The sequence below is a fragment of the Paenibacillus sp. JT22N7 genome, assembly GCF_059383875.1.
In genome coordinates this window covers 308,830-330,008 of sequence record NZ_JBXENY010000002.1, presented here as the reverse complement: position 1 = coordinate 330,008, position 21,179 = coordinate 308,830, and the positions used below count along the sequence as shown (strand labels likewise).

General features: G+C 50.4%; 19 protein-coding genes and 1 pseudogene. 6 read left to right on the top strand and 14 right to left on the bottom strand.

Annotated elements, in window-relative coordinates:
* Window positions 1–182 precede the first annotated feature (182 nt).
* The 3 genes from AC50Y5_RS06150 (at window position 183) to AC50Y5_RS06140 (ending at window position 5,159) form a co-directional block, all read left to right on the top strand.
* Window positions 183–2,501, top strand: a complete 2,319-nt coding sequence (locus AC50Y5_RS06150) for a helix-turn-helix domain-containing protein (RefSeq protein WP_494859200.1) — start codon at window positions 183–185, stop codon at window positions 2,499–2,501.
* 63 nt (window positions 2,502–2,564) lie between these two features.
* Window positions 2,565–4,193: a type 2 periplasmic-binding domain-containing protein gene (locus tag AC50Y5_RS06145; RefSeq protein ID WP_494859196.1), complete on the top strand. Its 1,629-nt coding sequence runs from the start codon at window positions 2,565–2,567 to the stop codon at window positions 4,191–4,193.
* Between the two features lie 90 nt (window positions 4,194–4,283).
* Window positions 4,284–5,159 carry an SDR family oxidoreductase gene (locus AC50Y5_RS06140; protein WP_056035887.1) on the top strand — a complete coding sequence of 292 codons (876 nt, stop codon included), beginning with the start codon at window positions 4,284–4,286 and terminating at the stop codon, window positions 5,157–5,159.
* Window positions 5,160–6,066: 907 nt separating this feature from the next.
* Here the strand turns inward: AC50Y5_RS06140 and AC50Y5_RS06135 are convergent.
* The 9 genes and pseudogenes from AC50Y5_RS06135 to AC50Y5_RS06095 all read right to left on the bottom strand — a co-directional run bounded on the left by AC50Y5_RS06135 (window position 6,067) and on the right by AC50Y5_RS06095 (window position 15,140).
* Window positions 6,067–7,002 carry a cation diffusion facilitator family transporter gene (locus AC50Y5_RS06135; RefSeq protein ID WP_155973179.1) on the bottom strand — a complete coding sequence of 312 codons (936 nt, stop codon included), beginning with the start codon at window positions 7,000–7,002 and terminating at the stop codon, window positions 6,067–6,069.
* A 238-nt stretch (window positions 7,003–7,240) separates the two neighbouring features.
* Window positions 7,241–7,432: a YiaA/YiaB family inner membrane protein gene (locus tag AC50Y5_RS06130; RefSeq protein WP_430160532.1), complete on the bottom strand. Its 192-nt coding sequence runs from the start codon at window positions 7,430–7,432 to the stop codon at window positions 7,241–7,243.
* An 84-nt stretch (window positions 7,433–7,516) separates the two neighbouring features.
* Window positions 7,517–7,654: pseudogene (locus AC50Y5_RS06125) on the bottom strand (YiaA/YiaB family inner membrane protein); the annotation flags it as partial.
* 306 nt (window positions 7,655–7,960) lie between these two features.
* The gene (locus AC50Y5_RS06120; protein ID WP_056035889.1) at window positions 7,961–8,725 is read right to left on the bottom strand and encodes an ATP-binding cassette domain-containing protein; all 765 of its coding nucleotides are present in this window, start codon (window positions 8,723–8,725) and stop codon (window positions 7,961–7,963) included.
* 11 nt (window positions 8,726–8,736) lie between these two features.
* Window positions 8,737–9,525: an ABC transporter permease subunit gene (locus tag AC50Y5_RS06115; protein WP_056035890.1), complete on the bottom strand. Its 789-nt coding sequence runs from the start codon at window positions 9,523–9,525 to the stop codon at window positions 8,737–8,739.
* A 28-nt stretch (window positions 9,526–9,553) separates the two neighbouring features.
* Complete coding sequence (locus tag AC50Y5_RS06110) at window positions 9,554–10,612, bottom strand: ABC transporter substrate-binding protein (protein WP_494859191.1); 1,059 nt, start codon at window positions 10,610–10,612, stop codon at window positions 9,554–9,556.
* 68 nt (window positions 10,613–10,680) lie between these two features.
* Complete coding sequence (locus AC50Y5_RS06105) at window positions 10,681–11,784, bottom strand: iron-containing alcohol dehydrogenase family protein (protein WP_494859190.1); 1,104 nt, start codon at window positions 11,782–11,784, stop codon at window positions 10,681–10,683.
* Between the two features lie 436 nt (window positions 11,785–12,220).
* Window positions 12,221–12,874, bottom strand: a complete 654-nt coding sequence (locus tag AC50Y5_RS06100) for a hypothetical protein (protein WP_494859188.1) — start codon at window positions 12,872–12,874, stop codon at window positions 12,221–12,223.
* A gap of 124 nt (window positions 12,875–12,998) precedes the next feature.
* Window positions 12,999–15,140 carry a methyl-accepting chemotaxis protein gene (locus AC50Y5_RS06095; protein ID WP_494859186.1) on the bottom strand — a complete coding sequence of 714 codons (2,142 nt, stop codon included), beginning with the start codon at window positions 15,138–15,140 and terminating at the stop codon, window positions 12,999–13,001.
* A gap of 326 nt (window positions 15,141–15,466) precedes the next feature.
* Here AC50Y5_RS06095 and AC50Y5_RS06090 point away from each other — a divergent pair, with 326 nt between their 5' ends.
* From AC50Y5_RS06090 to AC50Y5_RS06080, 3 genes are all read left to right on the top strand, one after another.
* A complete protein-coding gene (locus AC50Y5_RS06090; protein WP_494859184.1) occupies window positions 15,467–16,006 on the top strand; it encodes a hypothetical protein in 540 nt (179 codons plus the stop codon).
* Window positions 16,007–16,059: 53 nt separating this feature from the next.
* Window positions 16,060–16,956 (top strand): PhzF family phenazine biosynthesis protein, encoded by an 897-nt coding sequence (locus tag AC50Y5_RS06085; protein WP_056035902.1) that lies wholly within the window; start codon window positions 16,060–16,062, stop codon window positions 16,954–16,956.
* A gap of 69 nt (window positions 16,957–17,025) precedes the next feature.
* Window positions 17,026–17,262, top strand: a complete 237-nt coding sequence (locus AC50Y5_RS06080; RefSeq protein ID WP_172455375.1) for a DUF6953 family protein — start codon at window positions 17,026–17,028, stop codon at window positions 17,260–17,262.
* Between the two features lie 93 nt (window positions 17,263–17,355).
* Here the strand turns inward: AC50Y5_RS06080 and thiD are convergent, their stop codons facing one another.
* The 5 genes from thiD to thiE form a co-directional block, all read right to left on the bottom strand.
* Window positions 17,356–18,204: a bifunctional hydroxymethylpyrimidine kinase/phosphomethylpyrimidine kinase gene (thiD, locus tag AC50Y5_RS06075; protein ID WP_056035905.1), complete on the bottom strand. Its 849-nt coding sequence runs from the start codon at window positions 18,202–18,204 to the stop codon at window positions 17,356–17,358.
* Window positions 18,205–18,420: 216 nt separating this feature from the next.
* Entirely contained in the window at window positions 18,421–19,530 is a 1,110-nt protein-coding gene (gene thiO / locus AC50Y5_RS06070) for a glycine oxidase ThiO (RefSeq protein WP_494859181.1), read from the bottom strand.
* A gap of 33 nt (window positions 19,531–19,563) precedes the next feature.
* Window positions 19,564–20,343, bottom strand: coding sequence for a thiazole synthase (locus AC50Y5_RS06065; RefSeq protein ID WP_056035911.1), 780 nt, complete (start codon window positions 20,341–20,343; stop codon window positions 19,564–19,566).
* A gap of 5 nt (window positions 20,344–20,348) precedes the next feature.
* Entirely contained in the window at window positions 20,349–20,546 is a 198-nt protein-coding gene (thiS, locus tag AC50Y5_RS06060) for a sulfur carrier protein ThiS (RefSeq protein ID WP_494859173.1), read from the bottom strand.
* Window positions 20,546–21,175, bottom strand: coding sequence for a thiamine phosphate synthase (gene thiE / locus AC50Y5_RS06055; RefSeq protein WP_494859172.1), 630 nt, complete (start codon window positions 21,173–21,175; stop codon window positions 20,546–20,548). Before thiE ends, thiS begins: the two co-directional genes overlap by 1 nt.
* Window positions 21,176–21,179: the final 4 nt, after the last annotated feature.

Genomic DNA, 21,179 nt, shown 5'->3' with positions numbered 1-21,179 from the left:
ATCGTATTCTATCCTCGCCATCCGCCCTTTCCTTCCTCATTTCCTTCCACTTTCCTTCCTCCTTTCTTTTATTGCTTTTCCATTTTCAACCGCCTTTGCTCCTAATGTTAAGATTTGATTAATGGGTATAAGTCCGTCCACCCTGTGGTGTATAATCTAGGCGGTGAGGGGGGGAGTAAGCGGTGAAAAAATGGAACTCCGTATTTGCGAATCTAGCCATTTCATATATAGCGATCGTGCTTGTCATCGTTTTGCTGCTTTGCTCCGTCTTCTATATCTACTTCTCAAAAAGCTACGAAGCGGAGCTGCGCACCAAAAACCAGCTGATTTTAGAAAATACAGCCCAAACGATTGAAGCCACGGTGCTCCAGCGAGTTCAGCAAATTTATTTGAATTTATCTCTCGACAAAACCGTAGATATCCGTTTATTTGCCGACTCTTCCTATAAAAGCAATCTTAGCAAGGCGATTGACCTGCAGGAGCTGCTCAAGACAGAAGTCGCTGGCAGCTCGGACATCGTGTATGCCGTTCATCTGTATTATCCTAAACAAAATATAATGCTTTCGTCGAACTATGGGCTTAAGTTTAATGCTGATCAAGGCAGCGGCGCCATATTTTTTGCCGACTGGATGAACGGGATGCGCGGCACTAAGCAAAGCCATCTCTGGACACCTGCCCGGTTGATTCCGCAGGATATTTACTCCAGTCTGCCCGATAGCAAAGGCGCAACTTTAATTACTTACGCACACAGCTATCCATTCCAAGCCTCCGGCAAAAATAACGACCTTATCATTGCGATTGACATGAAGGAAAGCGCGATTAGCGAGGTTATTCGGAATATGATGCCTACACAATATGAAAGCACGTTTATTTTGGAGCGTTCTGGAAGCCTGATATCGGGCTCAGCTAGCAGAAGCCCAGATTTGCACAGTGCTTACAGCTCCAGCTTTACCGAGACTTTGCTGTCCAAGGCGGAGGCCGGGAGCTTTAACGATACGATTCAGGATGAAGCCTATGCCGTTTCCTACCAAACACTGCCATCGACCGGTTGGAAAATATATAGCGCCCTGCCTGCCAGCTTCTTCTATCAAAAGTTGATTTTTGTACAAAAGCTGGTGCTGGGCATCTGTGTCATGGCCCTTTTGCTAGGAATCGTATTATCCGGGATTTTTGCCAGAGCGAATTACAGCCCGATCAAGCGATTAGTGGGAAAAATAAAGGATTTGTCTGGGCATACGCCTGACCATGCAGCCAATGAATTCAAGCTAATTGACACAGCCTTCATCAGGCTGAACGACAAGGTCAGCAGCCTGGAGGATACCCTTGAAGCCAATAGCTCGGTTATTAGGCACAATGTTTTGCTGAACCTGCTCCATAACCGCTATACCCCAGAGAAATTGGCCGAGGAGCTCCCCTTTTTAGGCATCAATCAGCCATACAGCCATTACTGCTGCATGATTGTAAATTCAGATCAAGCTTTTGCCGGGTTAAGCTCCCGAGATCAACAATATACGACGTACAGGATGATTACCCAGCTGCAGGGCGCTTCTCTGCCAGAAGGGCACATCATTGCCGAGGAGCTGCCGGACAAGACGATTGTAGTCGTTGTTTTCGCAAAAAAACAATGTGACGCGCTTTTGGAACAGCTCTGCCAGCTTCTATTAACGGAAAACAAGCAGCAGTTCCAGCTGGAATCTCAAATATCTCATGGATGCTGGGTGCAGGACATTATTGATGTCTACAAGAGCTACAGCGAAGCTCAGACCCTAATGAAATATGGTTATTTTCTGCCGGACCTGTCGATTCTGAATGATCGCGCTCTTCTGGATCGGGAGAGCTGTGTTGAAGAAATTCCACAAGCTATGCTTATGAGGTTCAAAGAAAAATTGCACGCTAGGCAATCCGGTGAAATCGTAACGGCGGTCGATCAGCTGGTCAAAACGATGCAGGAAGGCATGTACGCTGCCGATTACTGCCACTTTATTTTGGCAAATACCGTATTCGTATACTCCGATTATGTGAAGAGCGTCCGTTACAAATACCCTGATCAAGGCAATATGGATGTATATCATCAGTATCAAGAGATTCACAACATTTATTATTTTCGGAATTGGCTGGTTGAATCAATAACCGCATTCCTAGTGCAAATAGAGAAACGGAATAACGATAGAGCCATCTCTAGCGTCGAGGCTGCCAAGCAATACGTGCGCAGCCATCTGTCGGATGATCTGTCTCTTGAGAAGGTGGCTGCTCAGGTGTTTATTAGCCCCAAGTATTTGAGCAAGCTCTTTAAGGATGAGAACGGCATCACCTATACCGACTATGTCACCAGCCTTCGAATGGAAAACGCCCGAGCATTGATCGAGAACAATAATATGTCAATCGAGCAAATCGCGAGTACGGTCGGCTACGGAACCGCGGCTTATTTTATTAAGAAATTCAAGGAAAAGTACGGGTGTACACCGGGCAATTATTTGCGCCAAACCGTTAAACAAGCGTAGCCGCTTTAGCCTAACACTGCATGGCACTGCACGCCAGGACTATGATTCAAGGAAGGGCTCATCATGAATAAGAAGCAATTACGACGTATCACCGCCCTTATCGCAGTTGTCTGTCTAAGCATCGTTAGCGGATGCGAAACGAGCTCTGTGCAGCTGTCTGCCGCACAACAAGTGCAGCCTTCCATTTCTTCTGACACCCCGCAGTACAACATTTCCTGGACGATGCATCTGAATTTGCCTGTTCCAGACGATGCCGAGATGGTTCGCCTCGTGGAAAATAAGTTCAACGTTAATCTGGATATTTGGGATTTAGAAAACAATAAATACGAAGCTTTACTAGATATGAAGCTGGCACAGGGGGAAATTCCCGATTTGTTCCGGATCAGACAGCCGCAGGACCTCCTGAAATATCAACAGCAAGGCTTGCTGGCCGAAATTCCGGAGGAGATGCTAAAGCAATACGCCCCCAACATTTTGAAAGCTATTAAAGAAAATGCGCCCGCTTATCAAAATGCTGGAAAAATCGGCGGAAACTATTACGGTATTCCTGTCATCAACCCCACAAACATCTACCGTATACCTGTTGTATATCGAAAGGATTGGCTGGATAAGCTGGGCCTGCCTGTGCCTGAGACGCTATCCGATTTTGAGAAGGTCATCTATGCCTTCGCAAATGAAGATCCGGATGGCAACGGCTTGAAAGATACGTACGGCTTGTCCAGGGAAGGAATGAATGTTGTTTTCGGTGCATTCGGGCAAATCGTTTTCGCAGACCAGCTCTACTTCGGGGTGAAAAATGAAAAGCTCGTTATCGGCGCATTGGAGCCGGAAATGAAGCAAGCTCTCCATTATCTTCGCAAATGGTACGCTGATGGCGTAATCGACCCGGAGTTTGTTACCGGGGAAAATAAAGGCGGCTACAAGCATCTGTCCCATGCCTTTATCAATGGAAAAATCGGCATGACCTCCATGGGGAATTACTATCATTGGATTCAAAATGGAGATTATTGGGTAATGAAGGATCAGGGTAGCACGAATGGCGAAGAGATTCCGGTAGAAGCTACGTTTAACGTGAAGGAATTAACAGCGGGCAATCCGCAGGCCCGAATTGTGTTCGGACAACCCTTTCGTGGACCAGAAGGAAAACGAGGCTCCAAAGCCTATGATATGCTGATGAGCTTTACCGCTATCGGGGCTGACGCGGCCAAAGAGCCGGGGAAGATGGAGACAATCCTGCAAATTCTGGACGATGTGAGCGCCAATCCCAATCTCGATGAATATACCTCGATGAAATACGGGATCAAAGGCACGCACTGGACATGGGCTGGAGAATCGAAGGAAGATGTTATTGTGCTGCCTCCCTTTGACACCATGTTCAACTATCAAAATACAATCGGCGCCAATTTGGGTATGACGGTACCCTTGATCCCTAAAGAACGAAGAGAGCAATGGGCCTCCACCTTAGGACTCGATCAGGATGGCATCTACAATGCTTTGGAAGTTGCGACTCCCTCTTTAATCGACAATGGAGCTGAGTTAATCAAGTTAAAAAATAAAGCCTATGTCGCCTTTATTACTGGCGAGAAGCCCTTGGAGGACTTTGACCGTTTCGTCCATGAGTTTATGAAGGCGGGCGGAACAGAGGTGCTTCGGGAAGCAAATGACTGGTATCGCCAGCATGCTGTGAAATGAAAGAAATCATGTATAACCTCTGCTCATTTATTCCACAATAAGAACGTTTTGTTACAGGCGCATGCCGCGCCACTACAAGGAGGTTTTAGGATGAGTACATCTACAACACAAACGCCTAAGCAGACGCTGCCGCCCCAGCATCAGGATCAGCAGCCTGGATTGGAATCCGTTATGCATCCGCAGCCTGTCTATAAATCCGAAACTTATAAAGCTGCTGGCAAGCTGCTTGGCAAAGCAGCCATTATTACCGGCGGTGACAGCGGCATCGGCCGCGCCGCAGCGATTGCCTTTGCAATGGAGGGCTGCGATGTCAGCATCATCTATTTGGAAGAGGACAAGGACGCAAACGTGGTGAAGCAGGAGGTCGAACAGCTCGGCAGACGCTGCCTGCTGATTTCCGGCGATATTGGCGATGAAGCCTTCTGCAAGCAAGCGGTAGAGCAAACAGTAAAGGAATTCGGCAAGCTTGATATTATCGTCAATAATGCCGCTGAGCAGCATGTTCAGCAGCGCCTTGAGGATATTACGGCGGAGCAGCTTACCGCGACGTTCCGCACTAACGTTTTCGCCATGTTTTATTTGACGAAAGCGGCGCTCGCTCATTTGAAGCAAGGCGCATCCATCATTAATACGACATCGGTTACTGCCTATCGCGGCAATGAAACGCTGATCGATTACTCAGCCACCAAAGGCGCGATCGTTTCCTTCACCCGCGCCCTATCCGCCAATTTGGCGGGCCAAGGCATTCGGGTCAATGGCGTCGCGCCGGGTCCTATCTGGACGCCGCTTATTCCCTCCACCTTCGATGCTCAGAAGGTGGCTACATTCGGCGGCGATACGCCGATGAAACGCCCCGGCCAGCCTGCCGAGCTCGCCGCAGCCTACGTCTATCTTGCTTCGGATGATTCCAGCTATGTCACCGGGCAAGTGATGCACGTCAACGGCGGAGAAATCATTAACGGTTAAGAACAAAAGTGCACCTCCCAGCCTTGTATTGGATTGACGCCCGCTAACATGGACTTATCCAATAGGATCTGTGCCCGCTTAGATGGGATTTTCCAATATTTACTCTGGGAAGTGCATTTTTCTTTCGATGAACTAGAGTGTGTATTCAAACCTGTGTGGGCCTGCCACTTCTTGCCCAAAGCTTATTCGATGCTGGAGCACTGCTGCCAATCTCATCTGACGACTCCAGTCTAAGACTTGAGAACCGAAGCATACGATTGTTGCTGAGACCCCTATTGCTTAGACCACACAACAGCTTGAGACCGCTGACCCTTTTTTTGGCGGACTGAGGTTCCGCTATTCTGGATTTTTGCCCGGTTTCAGGCCGTAAGCGGACAGGAAAGTCGTTATCATCCTCATTATCCTGCCAAAATGGTCATTTACAGCACAATAGCGGCTCCTGAGTCCGCAGCCTGTGCCTTGCCCATGATTCTGTTGAAATAGCGGCTGCTGTGTCCGCCAAATCTATCTTTGTTCAGAGTATATACACTAGCAGAGGCCCTACATACGTTTAAAGCTAAATTTGATCACGATCTAGCCTGCTCACGTTTGCATACACGATCTGGCTTGCTCACGTTTGCATACACGATCTAGCTTGCTTACGTTTGCATACACGATCTAGCTTGCTTACGTTTGCGTACACGATCTGGCTTGCTCACGTTTACATTCCGATCTAGCCTGCTCACGTTTGCATACACGATCTGGCTTGCTCACGTTTGCATACACGATCTAGCTTGCTCACGTTTGCATACACGATCTGGCTTGCTCACGTTTGCATACCGATCTAGCTTGCTCACGTTTGCATACACGATCTAGCCTGCTCACGTTTGCATACACGATCTGGCTTGCTTATGTATGCATACCCGCCCTAGAACGCACCGCCACTAACTAATTTGCCGTACTCCCCATGATCGTGAATAGCGGCATGCTCAACCTGAATCGTGGAATGGACAATGCCATAGCGGTTTTTTAACAGCTCATTCATTGCGAGCGTTATACAATACGGTTGAATGTTGCTTCGCGCCAACACATGTGCTGTAAGGGAATAATGGTCGGTCGACACCGCCCAAAGATGCATCTCGTGCACATCCTCAACGCCTTCCACCCCTCTAAGATCACGGCGAATATCCTCTAGATTAAATTGCTCCGGCACAGCTTCCATTAGAATCACATACGCCTCTCGGATGATCTTGTATCCGCCAAATGCAATAATGCCGCCAATGACGATACTGATAATCGGATCTAAAATCGACAACCCCGTCAATCGAATGAGTATCGCTGACACGATAATGCCAACCGAGCTAAGCAAATCGCCAATGAAATGCCACAGCGCGCTTTTCACATTCAGATTGTTCTCTGTCTTCATACTTCGGCTCAGCACCAGCGTAAGCACGATGTTTACGATTAATCCAATGATGGCGATGCCGAGCATAAGGCCAAGATCAACCGGCTCAGGATGAATGATCCGCTTTATCCCTTCTACGAGAATGAAAAGCGCGATGACAATGAGCGCCAATCCGTTCAAAAATGAAGCAATGATCTCGAAACGCAGAAAGCCGTACGTATACTGCTTCGTCGGACGTCTCGTCGCCATATAGATGGCGAGCATGCTCAGCCCCAATGCAAGGACGTCTGAAACCATATGAGCCGAGTCCGACAGCAGGGCAAGAGAGCCGGATACGAGCCCGCCAACGACTTCAACAATTGTGAAAAACAAAGTGAGCATCAGCGTAATCCACAGCGTCTTCTTGGAAGCTGATTGCTCCTTCACATGCTCAAGATGATGAAACTCGCCTATTTTCATGGTAGCCATCTCCTTCAATTTAATTATAATAATTATCTTTTTATAATTAATATAATTATATGCCCATTTACCAATACATACAAATGGACATTTTATGGATAACATGAAGGATAATCATTCTCTCTTGGGCTGCGCGCACGAAAAAAAGCGGCTCTCCAAGCGAGAGACGCTTAGAAAGCCGCTAAACTATGGGATAGGCGAAATGCAGCTGTTCTCCGCCCCGCTACTCCGCCCTTGCTTACTCCTCTTCCGGGCTCAAATGCACTTTATCCTCTTCGTTATCGCGAACGGTTTTCTGAAGCACGAGGCAGGCTACAATCAGGAAAGCTCCGGCGATAGCGTAGTAGCCTTTTACATAGAAGGGTTCCTCTAAAGTGTACAAGCCGATATATTGCGACAGCACAGCAATGATAAAACCGATCCAGGCCATGAACGTAAAGGCTGGCGTATTGCGGTTGCGATAGGAAGGGTTTTGCTCCTTCAGAAATTTATCCTCATCATTGTCGCGGGCTAGCTTCTGGAGCGTAAACGAGGTAATGATAAGCAGTATTCCCGTTACGGCGTAGTAGCCTTGAACCGAAAGCGGCTGGTTCAGCGTATAAATGCCGATAAATTCAAAGGCGAATGCGAGCACAAAAGCTCCCCAAGCCATAAACGTATAAGTCGGTGTATTCCGGCGGCGGTAAAAGTTCATTGATTTGCGAACAGGCATCTGATTTTCCATAATAGGCGTCCTCCCGTATAACCGTGCGGTTATTTGTTTGATAGCCTTATCTTACCTGTTTTCGCTGGAAAAAATAGTACCATCTTATCTTAGTACCTGCTGCTAAAAAAGCGAGCAAAATGACCCCAAGCAGCATATATCAGCTGCTCCATTATTGAAAAGAATATAAAAAAAAGGCTTAGTTTGCATAAACTACGCCTTTGTCCTCAAATGCAACAGTCCGTTGACCGCTGTTTATATCGTATAGCTGACCTTCTTTTGCAGCGGTATTTCCTCTTTGCCCAGCACCTTGTTTAGAATAAGGTTTTCAAAATAAATAAATCCGCTGTCCCGGTTGCGAGGACGGTCAAGCGTAATCCGCTTATCGAGCGAGATAACGCCCTCCTCAATCAAAATAACCCGGTCTGCCAGCGCAACAGCTTCGCTCACATCATGCGTAACGAGAACGACCGTGAAGCCCTGCTCCAGCCACAGCCGCTCAATCAGCTGCTGCATTTCAATGCGCGTCAGCGCATCGAGCGCGCCAAGCGGCTCATCCAGCAGCAGCAGGCGCGGCTTGCTTGCAAGCCCCCGGGCCAGCGCCACCCGCTGCTTCTGCCCGCCGGATAGCACATGCGGCCATTCCCCTGCGCGGTCCGCAAGCCCGACCTGCGCCAGCGCCTCCGCTGCCTTCGCCCTATCCTTGCCCGGCGTGCCGATCCGCACATTATCCAGCACGCTCTTCCAGGGCAGCAGGCGCGCTTCTTGAAACAGCACGCGAATATCTGTCCCGCCGCTTTGCTGTTCGCCGCTGCCGAGCAGCAGCGTGCCTTCTGTCGGCAAATCCAGCCCGGCGATCAGCCGCAGCAGCGTGCTTTTACCACAGCCGCTGCGGCCGACGATGGCGACAAATTCGCCACGGTCTATTTTCAGATCAACGCCTCTTAGCACTTCCTTGCCTGCAAACTCCTTGCGTACCCGGCTCAGCTGGAGCTGCGCCCCTTTGCGGCTATCGGTCATGTCATCCCCTCCTATGCTTTCGCACGGCTGTAATTCGGATTCCACTGGAGCAGCCGCCTCTCGAGTATTTTCGCAATGCTGTCGGACAGCTTGCCAAGCAGCGCATAAATGATAATGCTCAGCACCGTCACATCGAGCTGCATAAATTCACGAGCATTCATCGCCATGTAGCCGATGCCGGAATTTGCCGCTACCGTCTCCGCAACGATGAGCGTCAGCCACATAATGCCAAGCGAATACCGGACGCCGACCAGCACAGAAGGCAGCGCTCCTGGCAAAATCACTTCTTTATACAAATCGAAGCCCCGCAGCCCATACACCTTCGCCATCTCAATCAGCCCGCGGTCAATCGAGCGGATGCCGTGAAAGGTGTTGAGGTAGATCGGGAAAAAGACGCCCAGCGCCACCAACAGCAGCTTCACCTCTTCTCCAATGCCGAACCAAATAATAACGAGCGGAATGAGTGCCAAATGCGGCACATTGCGCAGCATTTGAATAGACGAGTCCATGACGATTTCCGCTCTGGAAGAAAAACCGTTAATAAGTCCTAGCAGGAAGCCGATGCCCCCGCCAATAAGGAAGCCGAGGATGGCACGACGGGCGCTGATCGCAATATTTTCAGCCAGCTGGCCGCTCTTGATGGAAGTGATCAGCTCCTCAATCACTTGCAGCGGCTGCGGCAAAACGTTAGCGGCAATAATACCCGTAACCGTCAGCACATGCCAAGCGATGAGCAGCAGAATCGGCAGCAGCCACGGCGTGAAGGAGGAAGTCCAGAAGCTGTAAGATGGTTTCCGCAAAATATAGCTCTCTCCTTTCAGGCTAAAATTATTTCAGTGCGTCGGCAAAAGCGTCGCTCCAAATCGTCTTCACATCAACCGGATTTTTAAGCAAATCGACCTTTTGCAGCGTATCGGCAATGTCCTGCTGGGAAGCAATCGCTTCATCCGATGGCGGCAAAATCTTCGTCGGCTGCTGGGCTTCGCCATCCTTCAGCGTTTGAAGCGCCTGCTCGACAGGCTGCTTGGTATTTTCAGCTACGATGCCTGCCCACTTCTCTTGGTTCGCACGAATCCACTCATTGTACTGGTTAAGCCGGTTCAGGAAGTCCGCAATCGCTGCACGCTTGCCCGGATCTTCAATTGCTGCCGGAGTCGCTTCAATCGGGAAGTTGCCGGATAAAATGTTTTGGGCAGACGCCAGCGTCGTAGCGCCATTTTGTCGACCCGAAATGACCGCATTGCCATAGCTCGCCAATGCATCGACGCTGCCGCCGATCAATGCGCTAAGGCCATCAGAGGTCGACAATGCTACAGGCTCAATGTCCGTCCAGCTAAGCCCTGCTTCTTCAAGCATCTTCAGCAGAAAATAATGTGCGGTTGTGCTGCTGACGTAAGCAACCTTCTTGCCCTTCAAATCGGCTACGGATTTCACCGTCGAGCCTTTGGGAATCAGTAGCTCCTGCTGGAGCGTGCTTCCTTTTTGAATCGCAATAATTTTGAAATTGCCGCCGTTTGCCGCCTGTGCTGCGAATAGTGGCGGGATTTCGCTCGTCAAAGCGACATCCAAATGTCCGCCTGCCATTGCCTCCAGCTGCAAATTGCCGCCTTGGAACACGCTGAATTCAATTTTGTAAGGCGTGTTATCAAGTCCGGCTTCCTTGAAGCCGATCTTTAGATTTTCCCAGCCCGTTTGGCCGATGTTCAGCGTGACTTTGCTCAAATCTGGCCCAGCTTCCGCTGCTGGGCTGCTGCTTTCAGATGAAGCAGCCGGGCTCGCTGCTGCATCTGTATTCGACGTTCCCCCTGTATTGCCGCAAGCTGCGAGCAGACTCGCCACGATGATTGCGATGCTTAAGCCTAGCCATTGTCTCTTTCTGTTTTTCACGGTTGTTTCCGCCTCTCTAGATCTCGTGTGGAATGTTTCCCCTTATCGTTTATCGCGTACCTTTATTGTTAAGAAATGGCTGCTTTGCTTCTAATCCGCTGCCCGAGCTGATCCGCTGCGATAATCGCCTCCGCGATTGCCGCTGGATGAACGGCGAATGGCAGCTCAGCAGCTTTCGCTCCAGCGAGCGGCACTTTATGGGCAATGTCATACGCGATTTGATCCGCTTTTTCTTCAAATCCCAGCTGCGCCAGCGTAACAGGCAGACCAAGCGCAGCAAGCTTCGCTGCAAGCCGCTCCGTCTCTTCGGCCGTTTGCCCTTGCAGCAGCGTGTGGGCAACGAGCCCAAACGCGACCTTCTCGCCATGCAGCGAGCCATGCGTTTGCGCAAACTGCGTCAGGCTGTCGTGAATGGCATGGGCCAAAGCGCCGCGTGCGCCTCCTGCCGATACGGTGTTCACCTGCCCGGCCAGCCAGACAATGGCGTGACTAACCTCATGGAATGCGGGCGACGCTATGCCGTCGCCTGCATTCGCATACGCCTGCTGCGCATAGCGGTCGAGCACCTCGACCGCCAGCTCCGACGTTTTGACGCCAAGCCGTACATCAAGGTCGGCCGGAACCTTTTTCACATTGACGACCGTCTCGTTCCATTTCACATACGTATCGCCTATGCCCGATGCGAGGTAGCGTTTAGGTGCAGCAGCAAGCACCGATGTGTCGGCTAGCACCAGCTGCGGCGACCGCTTAAGCGGCAAATAGCCTGCCGAGCGGCCCTCCTCGTCGTACAATACGGTCAGCGCTGACCATGCCGCGCAGGTTGCCGCAATCGTCGGCACCGTCACGCTCGGCACATGAATCCGTTCCGCAACCGCCTTCGCCAAATCCAGCACCCGTCCGCCGCCGATTCCTACCAGCACGTTGATATCCTGGCTCGACGCCAGCTCCGAGTAAGCTGCAATCTGCTCCGTCGTCACCTGCCCGGAAAAACGGTGCACCTGATAGGTGACATCGACGGTATTCAGGCTGGCCAGCAGCGGCGCCGCGGCCTCTAGCGCTTTTTCCCCACCGATAATAAAAAGCTTGTTGCCGATTTCTGCAATTTTTGCCCCGCCGTCCGTCCATGCATTTGGCTCGTTTACGTATTGATTTGGTGCTTTCACCTGTACCATTTGTTCTCAAACCCCCTTGTTTAAAATATAGGAAAGGATAGGATTGTTCCATCCCTTCTCTATATTTCTCGGATTGAAACGCGCCGCGCCGCCAAAGGAATGCGACAGCCGTTTCACCTTGTAATCAGCTATACAATATTGTTATACTCATTATTCACAGTTGTTTACTTGTATTTAGGCAAGTATAGGTTACCCCCAGCTAATCGTCAATCGGCATCAGCCCAGAAATAATCTATTAGACGATCATAAAAATCTATAATGCAGCGACCTCATTTTTTCCCCAAAAAAAAGAAAAAGAACGGACATCGCTGCTGCTTTAGCGGCGGTCCGTTCTACATCTTTTCCCTTCGCACTCTATACGGCTCTATATGGCTCTATACGTCCTGACCAGAGTGCCCCGCGAGGCCACAACAGCAAACGTTAATTCACCAACCTGTTACTTCACCATCTGCTGCCTTAGCTCCGGGTACTCGCGTTCGAATGTTTTCACCATCACATATAGCTGGATTCCCCGAGCGGCCTGCATCGCTTCCTCCGCCAGTTCGATTGCCCTTGGCCGATTGCCCTGTTTATACTCCATGTAAGACAGCAGTGATTGCTTCATCCAATCCTTGGAAATGCGATTTATATAGTCATGAGCCTCCGTAAACTCTCTTCTCTCGATGTAATAATAAGCCTGATAATAATACCTATACTCGATTGGCTGAATAAATTCGATTTCGTGCAGGACGCTCTGAATATCCTTATTGTAGTGAGCCTGAAGCGTCTTGAACAACGCCTGTTTATTCTTTTGCTTGTACTGCTTGAGCAGCTTCGCTATGTTCTCTTCAAACTCGTCATCCAGACGATTGGCTACCGCATAATTGATATAGTAGCTAGGTATTTTGCGGTTCGCGAGCAGAAACCTCTCGATCTTCATCAGGTTTCTTGTCCCTAAAATGGTATAAAATAAGGGGCCCAGCGTTAAGGCCACATACGTCAAAAATATAATGATGATCGATACCGGAGTACTAACCTCAAGCATTCTCAATAAAAAAATAAGAATGATAGCGACCAAAATATAAATCAATGTTTTTTTCAAAAATCTCATTGCTTGCTCTCCTTTATGTTCTTTTCAGCCCTTCTTTCATTCTACCATCCGACTCGATCTGAATACAAAAAAAGGATAATCTACAGGCTGCTTGCACAGCCCGAGCATTATCCATATTTCCGTGCTATACAGCCTTCGCTTGCTCCGTGTCCTCGCTGCTCAGCACGAAATGACTGAGATCGTCCTGGAGCTGCTGGGCCATATCGCGCAGCGCTTCGGCTGATGCTTGAATTTCCTCCATCGACGCAAGCTGCTCCTCCGTAGCTGCGGCCATCGTCTCGGCCTCATCCGACGTTTTATTCGAGATGTTCGCTACCTCGCCAACCGATGCCGTTACCTCTTCCATGCCTGCGGAGATTTCCTCGGCAGCTGCCGACACTTCCTGAATTTGATCGCTCATCGAGCGGACTTCAAACAAAATATCGCCAATTGTCGTATTGGCCTGCTCAATGGAGGCCAGACCCGAAGCTGTCTCCGATTTCATCTCGCTCATCGCCTTCACATTCTCGCTTACGAGCGCCCGAATATCTCTGATCAGCTCAGATATCGTCTGCACCGACTCGCTCGTCTGCTCAGCCAGCTTGCCTACTTCGGAGGCTACGACGCTAAAACCCCGTCCATGCTCGCCTGCCCTTGCCGCTTCAATGTTCGCATTCAGCGACAATAGCTGTGTTTGCTTGGCAATCGCCATAACGGCTTGCACGATTTGGCCAATTTGCACCGAATGCTCATCCAGCTTTGTAACAACCTCGCCTGAACGGACAGCCGATGCTTGAATGCTGTTCATTTGGCGCACCGTTTGTCCAAGCTGTTCTTCGCCTACTTGAGCGTTGCCCGTCACCTTGACCGCAGCGTCCGCTACTTCTGAAGCCGCTTCGGCAATCCGTGTTATGCCAACCGCCATTTCATTCATCGCTTTCGACGTTTCATCCGCCGATACGCGCTGTACGTCCGTTCCTTCGGATACGCCCTGAATGGACTCGGCAATTTGCTTCATCGCAAGCGTCGATTCATGTGAAATGGCTGTGAGCTCCTCCGACGAAGCCGCTGCCTGCTCAGACACAATCTGGTTTCTCCGCAGCAGCACATTCAAGGAGCGAATCATGTCATTAAAGGAATGGCCGACCTGAAGCAGCTCATCCCGCGTTTCCAAATGCAATTCTTTGGAAAAGTCGCCTTTCGCCATCGCATCCGCACGATTTCGGAGCGCTGCCACCGTTACCATTACATTGCGGTAGAAAGCCATGTAGAAAATAGCAACGAGCAGCAGGGACAGAGCCGTCAAGCCGAGCAGCATATTTCTAGTGGCTGTCAGCCCATCAATACGCTGCTGGAGCACCTGCTCAAGCTCTGTATTCACCTGTACATAAAAGTCGTTTAATACACCAATCGTCGCCGTTCCAGACTTGAAAAACTCCGATCCATTCATGTTCAAGTTGGAGCCGTTAAGGACACCTGTATTAAGAAGCGCTACAAAGCTTTTGAGCGATGTTGCGGTCGTCGCGCCACTTTTCTCTAGGGATGGCACCAATGCCTCATTCCAGCCTAAAGCGCTGCTCAGCGACTTATTCATATTCGTCAAAGAATAATTGATCATTTCCGCTTCCAAACGAAGCTTAATTTCTTCGTTATCCGTCATTTTTTTACTCGTAAGCACACCATTGCCTTTGCCGCGAATAATCGCCGCATGCTCCATTAACGCAGGAATCTGCTGTACGAACATAGAACCCAAATAATAAGAATCCATCTGCGTATCAAGCGAAAGTCCCGATTCATCTGCAAGTTTAATCATAATATTGGTTAAATCTGAGACGAGCGTAGAGTGGCTTTCAAAACTGTCGGAAGCCGACATCGCAGCGCTGCTTGCATTTAATTTTGTCCACTGCTGCTTCCATGCTTCCCACAGCTCCTGCACCCCCGCCATGCCAGACGCTTGCAGCTCCGGGTCTATCGTTTGGATCAAGCCCGCAATTTCCTGAGATTTGGCATCTACCTCTGCCTTGGCATCCGTATTGCCATTCAGCAAGCCCGAGAAAAGTCCACGGTGCTGCTGCACCTGAAGCATAAGCGGCATCATTTCTCTAATATAAGTGACGCCGTCATGTTCTTTTTTAATATACTCAATGTTTCCTTGCTGCTCGTTAACCCATAGAACAAGCAGCAAGACCAGCGGGATCATAAACAGAGCACTGACGACCACAAACTTCTGTGCATACTTCAATTTGGACATGAGAGCTGTAAAAGGACTTAACAATTTGAAAAACATGAGACCCACCCGCCTATTTATTTAATTGCTATTCATGAATAGAAATATCGGCTATAGACGGTGATTTGTTTAGTAAAATTTGAGGAAAAGTTGCGCGACGATGGGATTCCGCCCTCATTTCGACAAATGTCGATGGAAGGCCTCCATCAAACAAGGAATCAATGGGATAAAGCGTTAACCTATGACATCTGATTTTCATGCCTTGCCTTGCTATCGTATTCATAGACGCTTACTTCCTACAAGAAAGGAAATTGGGAAACTTTGTCGAATACTAGGTTCAGATATGTAACAGCACGAGCAATAAATGAGAAGGAGAGTCTACATCCTTGCAAAACCAAAATAATCGTTTTAATAACCGGCCTCCAAGCCGTAATATGCAGGCACAAACGAATCGTTCTTTGAATCGTCCTACCAGCAATATGCGCAGCAGTTCTAATTATGGAAGCAGCTCTGCTGCCAGAAGCCAGCCCCCTTCAGTTGTTGTCGAGCAGCATGCCGATACTACTGCTGCACCTGCCCTTTTATGCGTAAAATGCATGTCCACTCATGTCATGATGACAACAAGAGGCTACAGTGTGACCAAGCTGTTTGTGACGCTTGCTCTAATGCTCATTGTGCCCGTGCTGCTATTTATAGTCGGTCTTGCTTTTCCTGTTGTTATGCTATATTTGTTCCCTTTCAGCGGTGGCGGATTTTCCGAATCATCAGGGGGATTATTAGGGGCTATTTATGTAATTGTTGGCCTGCTATGTTTGGCCTCCTTTTTCCTTGCTGCACCTGTCGCAGCACTGACTGGCCTGCATGGCAGAAACAAGATTATGAATGGCTGCATGGGCTGTGGACACAAATGGTACCCCGGCGAATAGTCGATCGTTTTTGGAGGCCTGCTGAGAAAGAGACTTCATAAAGGAGTAAACATATGCCATCTATTAACGTCTATCATTACGATGCCTTTAGCCCTATTCCGGGGAAAGGAAACCCGGCGGGTGTCGTTTTAACAGGCAATGATCTGACGGAAAAAGAAATGCTAGCCATCGCCGGGCAAGTTGGCTTTAATGAGACTGCTTTCCCGCTGCCATCGAATGTAGCGGATATTCGAATCCGTTATTTTACACCCGGCCACGAAATTAATCTTTGCGGCCATGCCACGATGGCAACGATCTATGCGCTGCAAACAAAGGGGCTGTTAGGCGATAAAACGGAGCTTCTGATTGAGACAAAAGCAGGCGTGCTCCCTGTTCGGCTGCATACGAATGAGCAGGGGCAGCTTCAAATCACAATGACGCAGGCGGCTCCGCAGTTCCGGGCTTTTAACGGTTCCTATGCACAATTGGCATATGCCTTGGGCATTGAGGAAGCCGACATTGAGATAGAGCTTCCCACTGTTTACGGAAGCACGGGGACATGGACACTGTTAATTCCTATCAAAAGTCTCGAAGCATTCCGCCGTATGAAGCCAAATAATAAGCGGTTCCCCGAAATTTTGCAGGAGATGCCGCGTGCTTCTCTGCACCCTTTTTGCCTGGAAACCTATGATCCACACGCTCATATGCACGCCCGTCATTTTTCATCGCCGTATTCCGGCACGATTGAAGATCCCGTTACAGGTACAGCATCTGGCGTAATGGGAGCTTATTATGCAGCGCATTTGGCTGAGAAACCGCTACAATCGCTTGAGCTATGCATTGAACAAGGCCATGAAATAGGCCGGGATGGACGTGTCCTGGTAACAGTCACTAAACAGCAGGATGAACCACTCATCGAAGTGACGGGCACTGCCGTTTATGTGGACGCTTTTGGAGTAAGCCTGCTGTAAATTTGGCATATGCGCGGCGGTTGATTATAATAGTGGGCGAGAGCTGCGAATGAGAGAGGAAGAGATACGTTGAGTCATACCGCACAGGATGTAGCCGATTGGATGCTTGGAGAGCTGAAGTTTGCTGGCATTCTTCATCAGGAGAAGGCCGTTGCCCATATTACAGCCCATTTTGGAGAGCAGTTCATTTATGTGAACGAGCAGGGAAATACGTCGATCGACAAGGAAGTTAAAAAAGCGTTTAAAAAAGGCCATGGCGGCAAAGCAGCCTGGGACCGTGAAGGTTTTTTCTGGGGCTGGACTTAGCCCATAAGTGTGAAGCTTATGTATTCTTATCGTTCAAAAAAAGCTATGCAACCTTCGGTTAGAACCTAACCGGAAGCCGCATAGCTTTTTCTACTATAGTGGAGCTTGCAATGCCCGCTTGCTGCGCTGGTACGCCCAGTGATTGGTCGGACCATGCCCGCCGCCAATTTGAATGCCGTCCTCGATGGCCGCTTGAATAAACGCTTTCGCTTGGCGCATCGCAGCTTCCATATCAAGCCCCTCTGCAAGCCCTGCCGCAAGCGCCGCCGAAAAAGTACAGCCTGTGCCATGCGTACGGGCCGTCGCCACTCGTCTGCCTGCCAGCTCGGTAAAGCCGCTGCCGTCATACAGCAGATCGATCGCTTCCTCGCCCGTATCGTGGCCGCCCTTAATAATGACGTAGCCTGCTCCATATCCAGCGAGCCGTTTCGCCGCTTCCCGCTTATCGTCCGCCGTTACGATCGCAATGCCCGTCAGCTTCTCCGCTTCCGGTATGTTCGGCGTAATGACCGTCGTTACGGGCAGCAGCTTGTCCGTCATCGCCCGGATGGCTTCCTCTTGCAGCAGCGAGGCTCCGCCTTTGGCGATCATGACCGGGTCTACGACGACATTTTTCCAGCCAAGCTCGGCAATCGTTGCCGCAACAGCCGTAATAATCTCGCTATTGAACAGCATGCCCGTCTTCAGCGCATCGACGCCAATATCCGAGCCGACCGAATGCATTTGCTGCACGACAGCCTCCACGCTAAGCGGAAATACGCCCTGTACGCCAAGCGTATTTTGCGCCGTAATCGCGGTAACCGCGGACATGCCGAATACGCCTAGCTCTTGAAACGTTTTCAGGTCCGCTTGAATGCCTGCGCCGCCGCCGCTGTCCGAGCCCGCTATCGTCAATGCCGTTGGGACACTGCGTGGCGCCTGTCCATTCCCATGTACGCTCATGATGTGTTTTTGCCCCTTTCTTCATCAAATGCCGAACCAAGGTGAAACGGCTGACGCCGCCCTTCGGCGGCGCGGCGCGTTTCACTCCGAGAAATATAAGCCTAATGATAAGTATGAAACTTATAAATGCTTATATTTTAGATCATACGCTTGCCCACCGATTCTCGTTTTCGCAGAGTTCCACTTCCATCCCCAGTTCGCTGTGCCTTGCTCTGTCTAACTGAACCGCTCAGGAGCAAACGCCTGCATGAAGTCCGGCATCTTCTTGCCTTCTACGCTATCAGCCGCAAGCTGCGCTGTAACGGGGCTGAGCAAAATCCCATTGCGGTAATGCCCTACCGCCATCACGACGCGGCCAGATTGCGCCAGCGCGCCGAGCAGCGGGAAGCCATCCTGTGTGGAAGGGCGAAGTCCCGCCCATTTGTGGAACGGCGTCCACGTTTCGAGAAACGGGAAAGCTTGCTTGTTCCATTTTCGCAGGCGCTCAATGCCCTTCTCCGTTACGCTCGTCTCGAACCCGGCTACATCCTCGGAGGCGCCGCATACGAGCGTATTATTTTCCTTCGCCACGAGGTAGCCCTGATTGCAAAATACCATATGATGAACGGGCTTTTCCACTGTCTCATAGGCGCAAATTTGCCCGCGAATCGGATAGACTGGAATGCGAATGCCAAATGCTGCTTCCAGCTGCTGCGCCCAAGCTCCCGAGCATACAACGAGCCGATCCCCTTCAAAAACACGTCCGTCTGCTGCCTCCAGCACGACCGAGCTCTGCCAATCCTTAATCGCAACCTGCTCCAAATGCTCATGAATATGAACATCCATCAAGCGGCAGGCATGCTCCAGTGCTTTGACATAATGCGGCGCATACAGATGGCTTTCCTCCGGCGTATACAGCGCCGCCCGCACCTTGCCTGACAGCTTTGGCTCCAGCCGAAACACGTCGCCACCTTCCAGCAGGCTGCCCGACGAACCATGCTCCCGCTGCCAGCGCAGCCTGCCTTCAAGCGCCAAAATATCTGCATCATGGTAAGCAATATACATGCTCCCGGATTCGGTATATTCGAAAGGCAGGTCGGAAACCTGCTTCACGCGATCTGTAAACGAAGGATAAAGCCGCAAGCTCTGTGCGCATAAGCGAAAAAAGTCATCCGGCCCCTCAACATTTTCCGAAAAAGGAGCCAGCATCCCCGCAGCCGCTCCGGACGCCTGTCCCCCGCAGCTGCCAATTTCCAGCACCGTCACCTGATGACCGCGGCTTCGCAGCTCGAACGCACAGGATAAGCCAATAATGCCGCCGCCCATGATTACAATCCGTTCTCCCATGTCCTAACCAGCTTTCCTTGTTGAATGATCCTGTTATTTCAGCTTAAACTCCTCATAACCGCTGCTTGCCGAAGCGTAACGCTTCTTCGAAATGCGGCCTGACAAATAAGCCAGACGGCCAGCTTCGATGCCGAGCCTCATCGCCCGCGCCATGCCTGCTGGATCTTTTGCCTTCGCAACCGGTGTATTCATCAGCACGCCCGCCACGCCAAGCTCCATCGCCTGGGTCACATCACTGACTGAGCCAAGCCCGGCATCGACAATAATTGGAACCTTCGCTTCCTCTACAATAAGGCCCAAATTATAAGGGTTCAAAATGCCAAGGCCCGTCCCAATCGGAGCCGCTCCCGGCATAACAGCCGCAGCGCCCGCTTCCTCCAGCCGCTTGCAAATGACCGGGTCATCCGATGTATACGGAAGGACGGTGAAGCCCTCTTTTACGAGAATTTCCGTCGCCTTCAGCGTTTCAATCGGATCAGGCAGCAGCGTGCGCTCATTGGCGCTAATCTCGACCTTGATCCAGTCGCTGAGTCCCGAAGCCCGTGCAAGACGCGCGATCCGCACCGCTTCCTCCGCCGTGCTTGCTCCTGAAGTATTCGGCAAATATTGATACGATTGACCTTGCAAATGCTGAAGAATCGAATCGTCCTCGGTCGCCTCCAAATTAATCCGGCGAATAGCGAACGTCAGCACCTCTGCGCCTGATGCCTCAATCGCTTCCCTCTGTACATAAGGGCTTGGAAAAAGCCCGGTGCCGATAAAAAATCGGGACGTTAGTTCACGGTTGCCAATATGCCATACATCCGGCTTCATTCGCTTCAGCCTCCTCCTACAAAATGTACAAGCTCGATCTTCATGCCTTCGCGAACTTCGGTTGCTGCCCATTGCTCCTGTGTCAGCACCGCTCCATCCGCTTCAACGACAACCGGCTTGCCCGTCAGTTCAAAATGGGCAATGACCTCTTCAATCGTCTTCGCTGCCAGCTCCTGCTTCACACCGTTAATGACTAGTTCCATTATGACTCTCCCCATTTATCCAGCTTGTCTAGAAAAGAACGGCAGGTGCCGGAAATATCGCTGCTGCCAACAATTTCGCTAACCGCACAAATGCGCGTAGCTCCCGCTGCAATAACCTCATCCACATTGCGCAGCTTGATGCCCCCAATGGCAACAAATGGTATTTTCACCTTGTCCGCTACCTCACGCACATAATCAACCGTTACCGGATCAACAACGTCGACCTTCGTCTTGGTTGGAAATACTGGACCGACGCCGATGTAGTCGGCACCTTGCTCCTCGGCAAGAAGCGCCTCTTCAATAGCATGCGTGGAAATGCCGATAATTTTATCGCCCACGAGCTTGCGTGCTTCCACGAGCGGCACATCGCCCTGGCCCAAATGAATGCCGTCCGCATCCACTTCCAGCGCAATATCAATGTAGTCATTGACGATAAAGGTTACGCCATGCTTGCGGGTCAGCTCGCGGAGCGCCCGTGCTTTTTCCAAAATCGCCGGCTTGTCGCCCGACTTGTCGCGCAGCTGAATAATATCAACGCCGCCGTAAATCGCTTCCTCCATTACCTCGATCAAATCGCGGCCCGGATGAAATTCCTCGCCTGTAATCGCATATAAACGAAAATCCTTCATATTC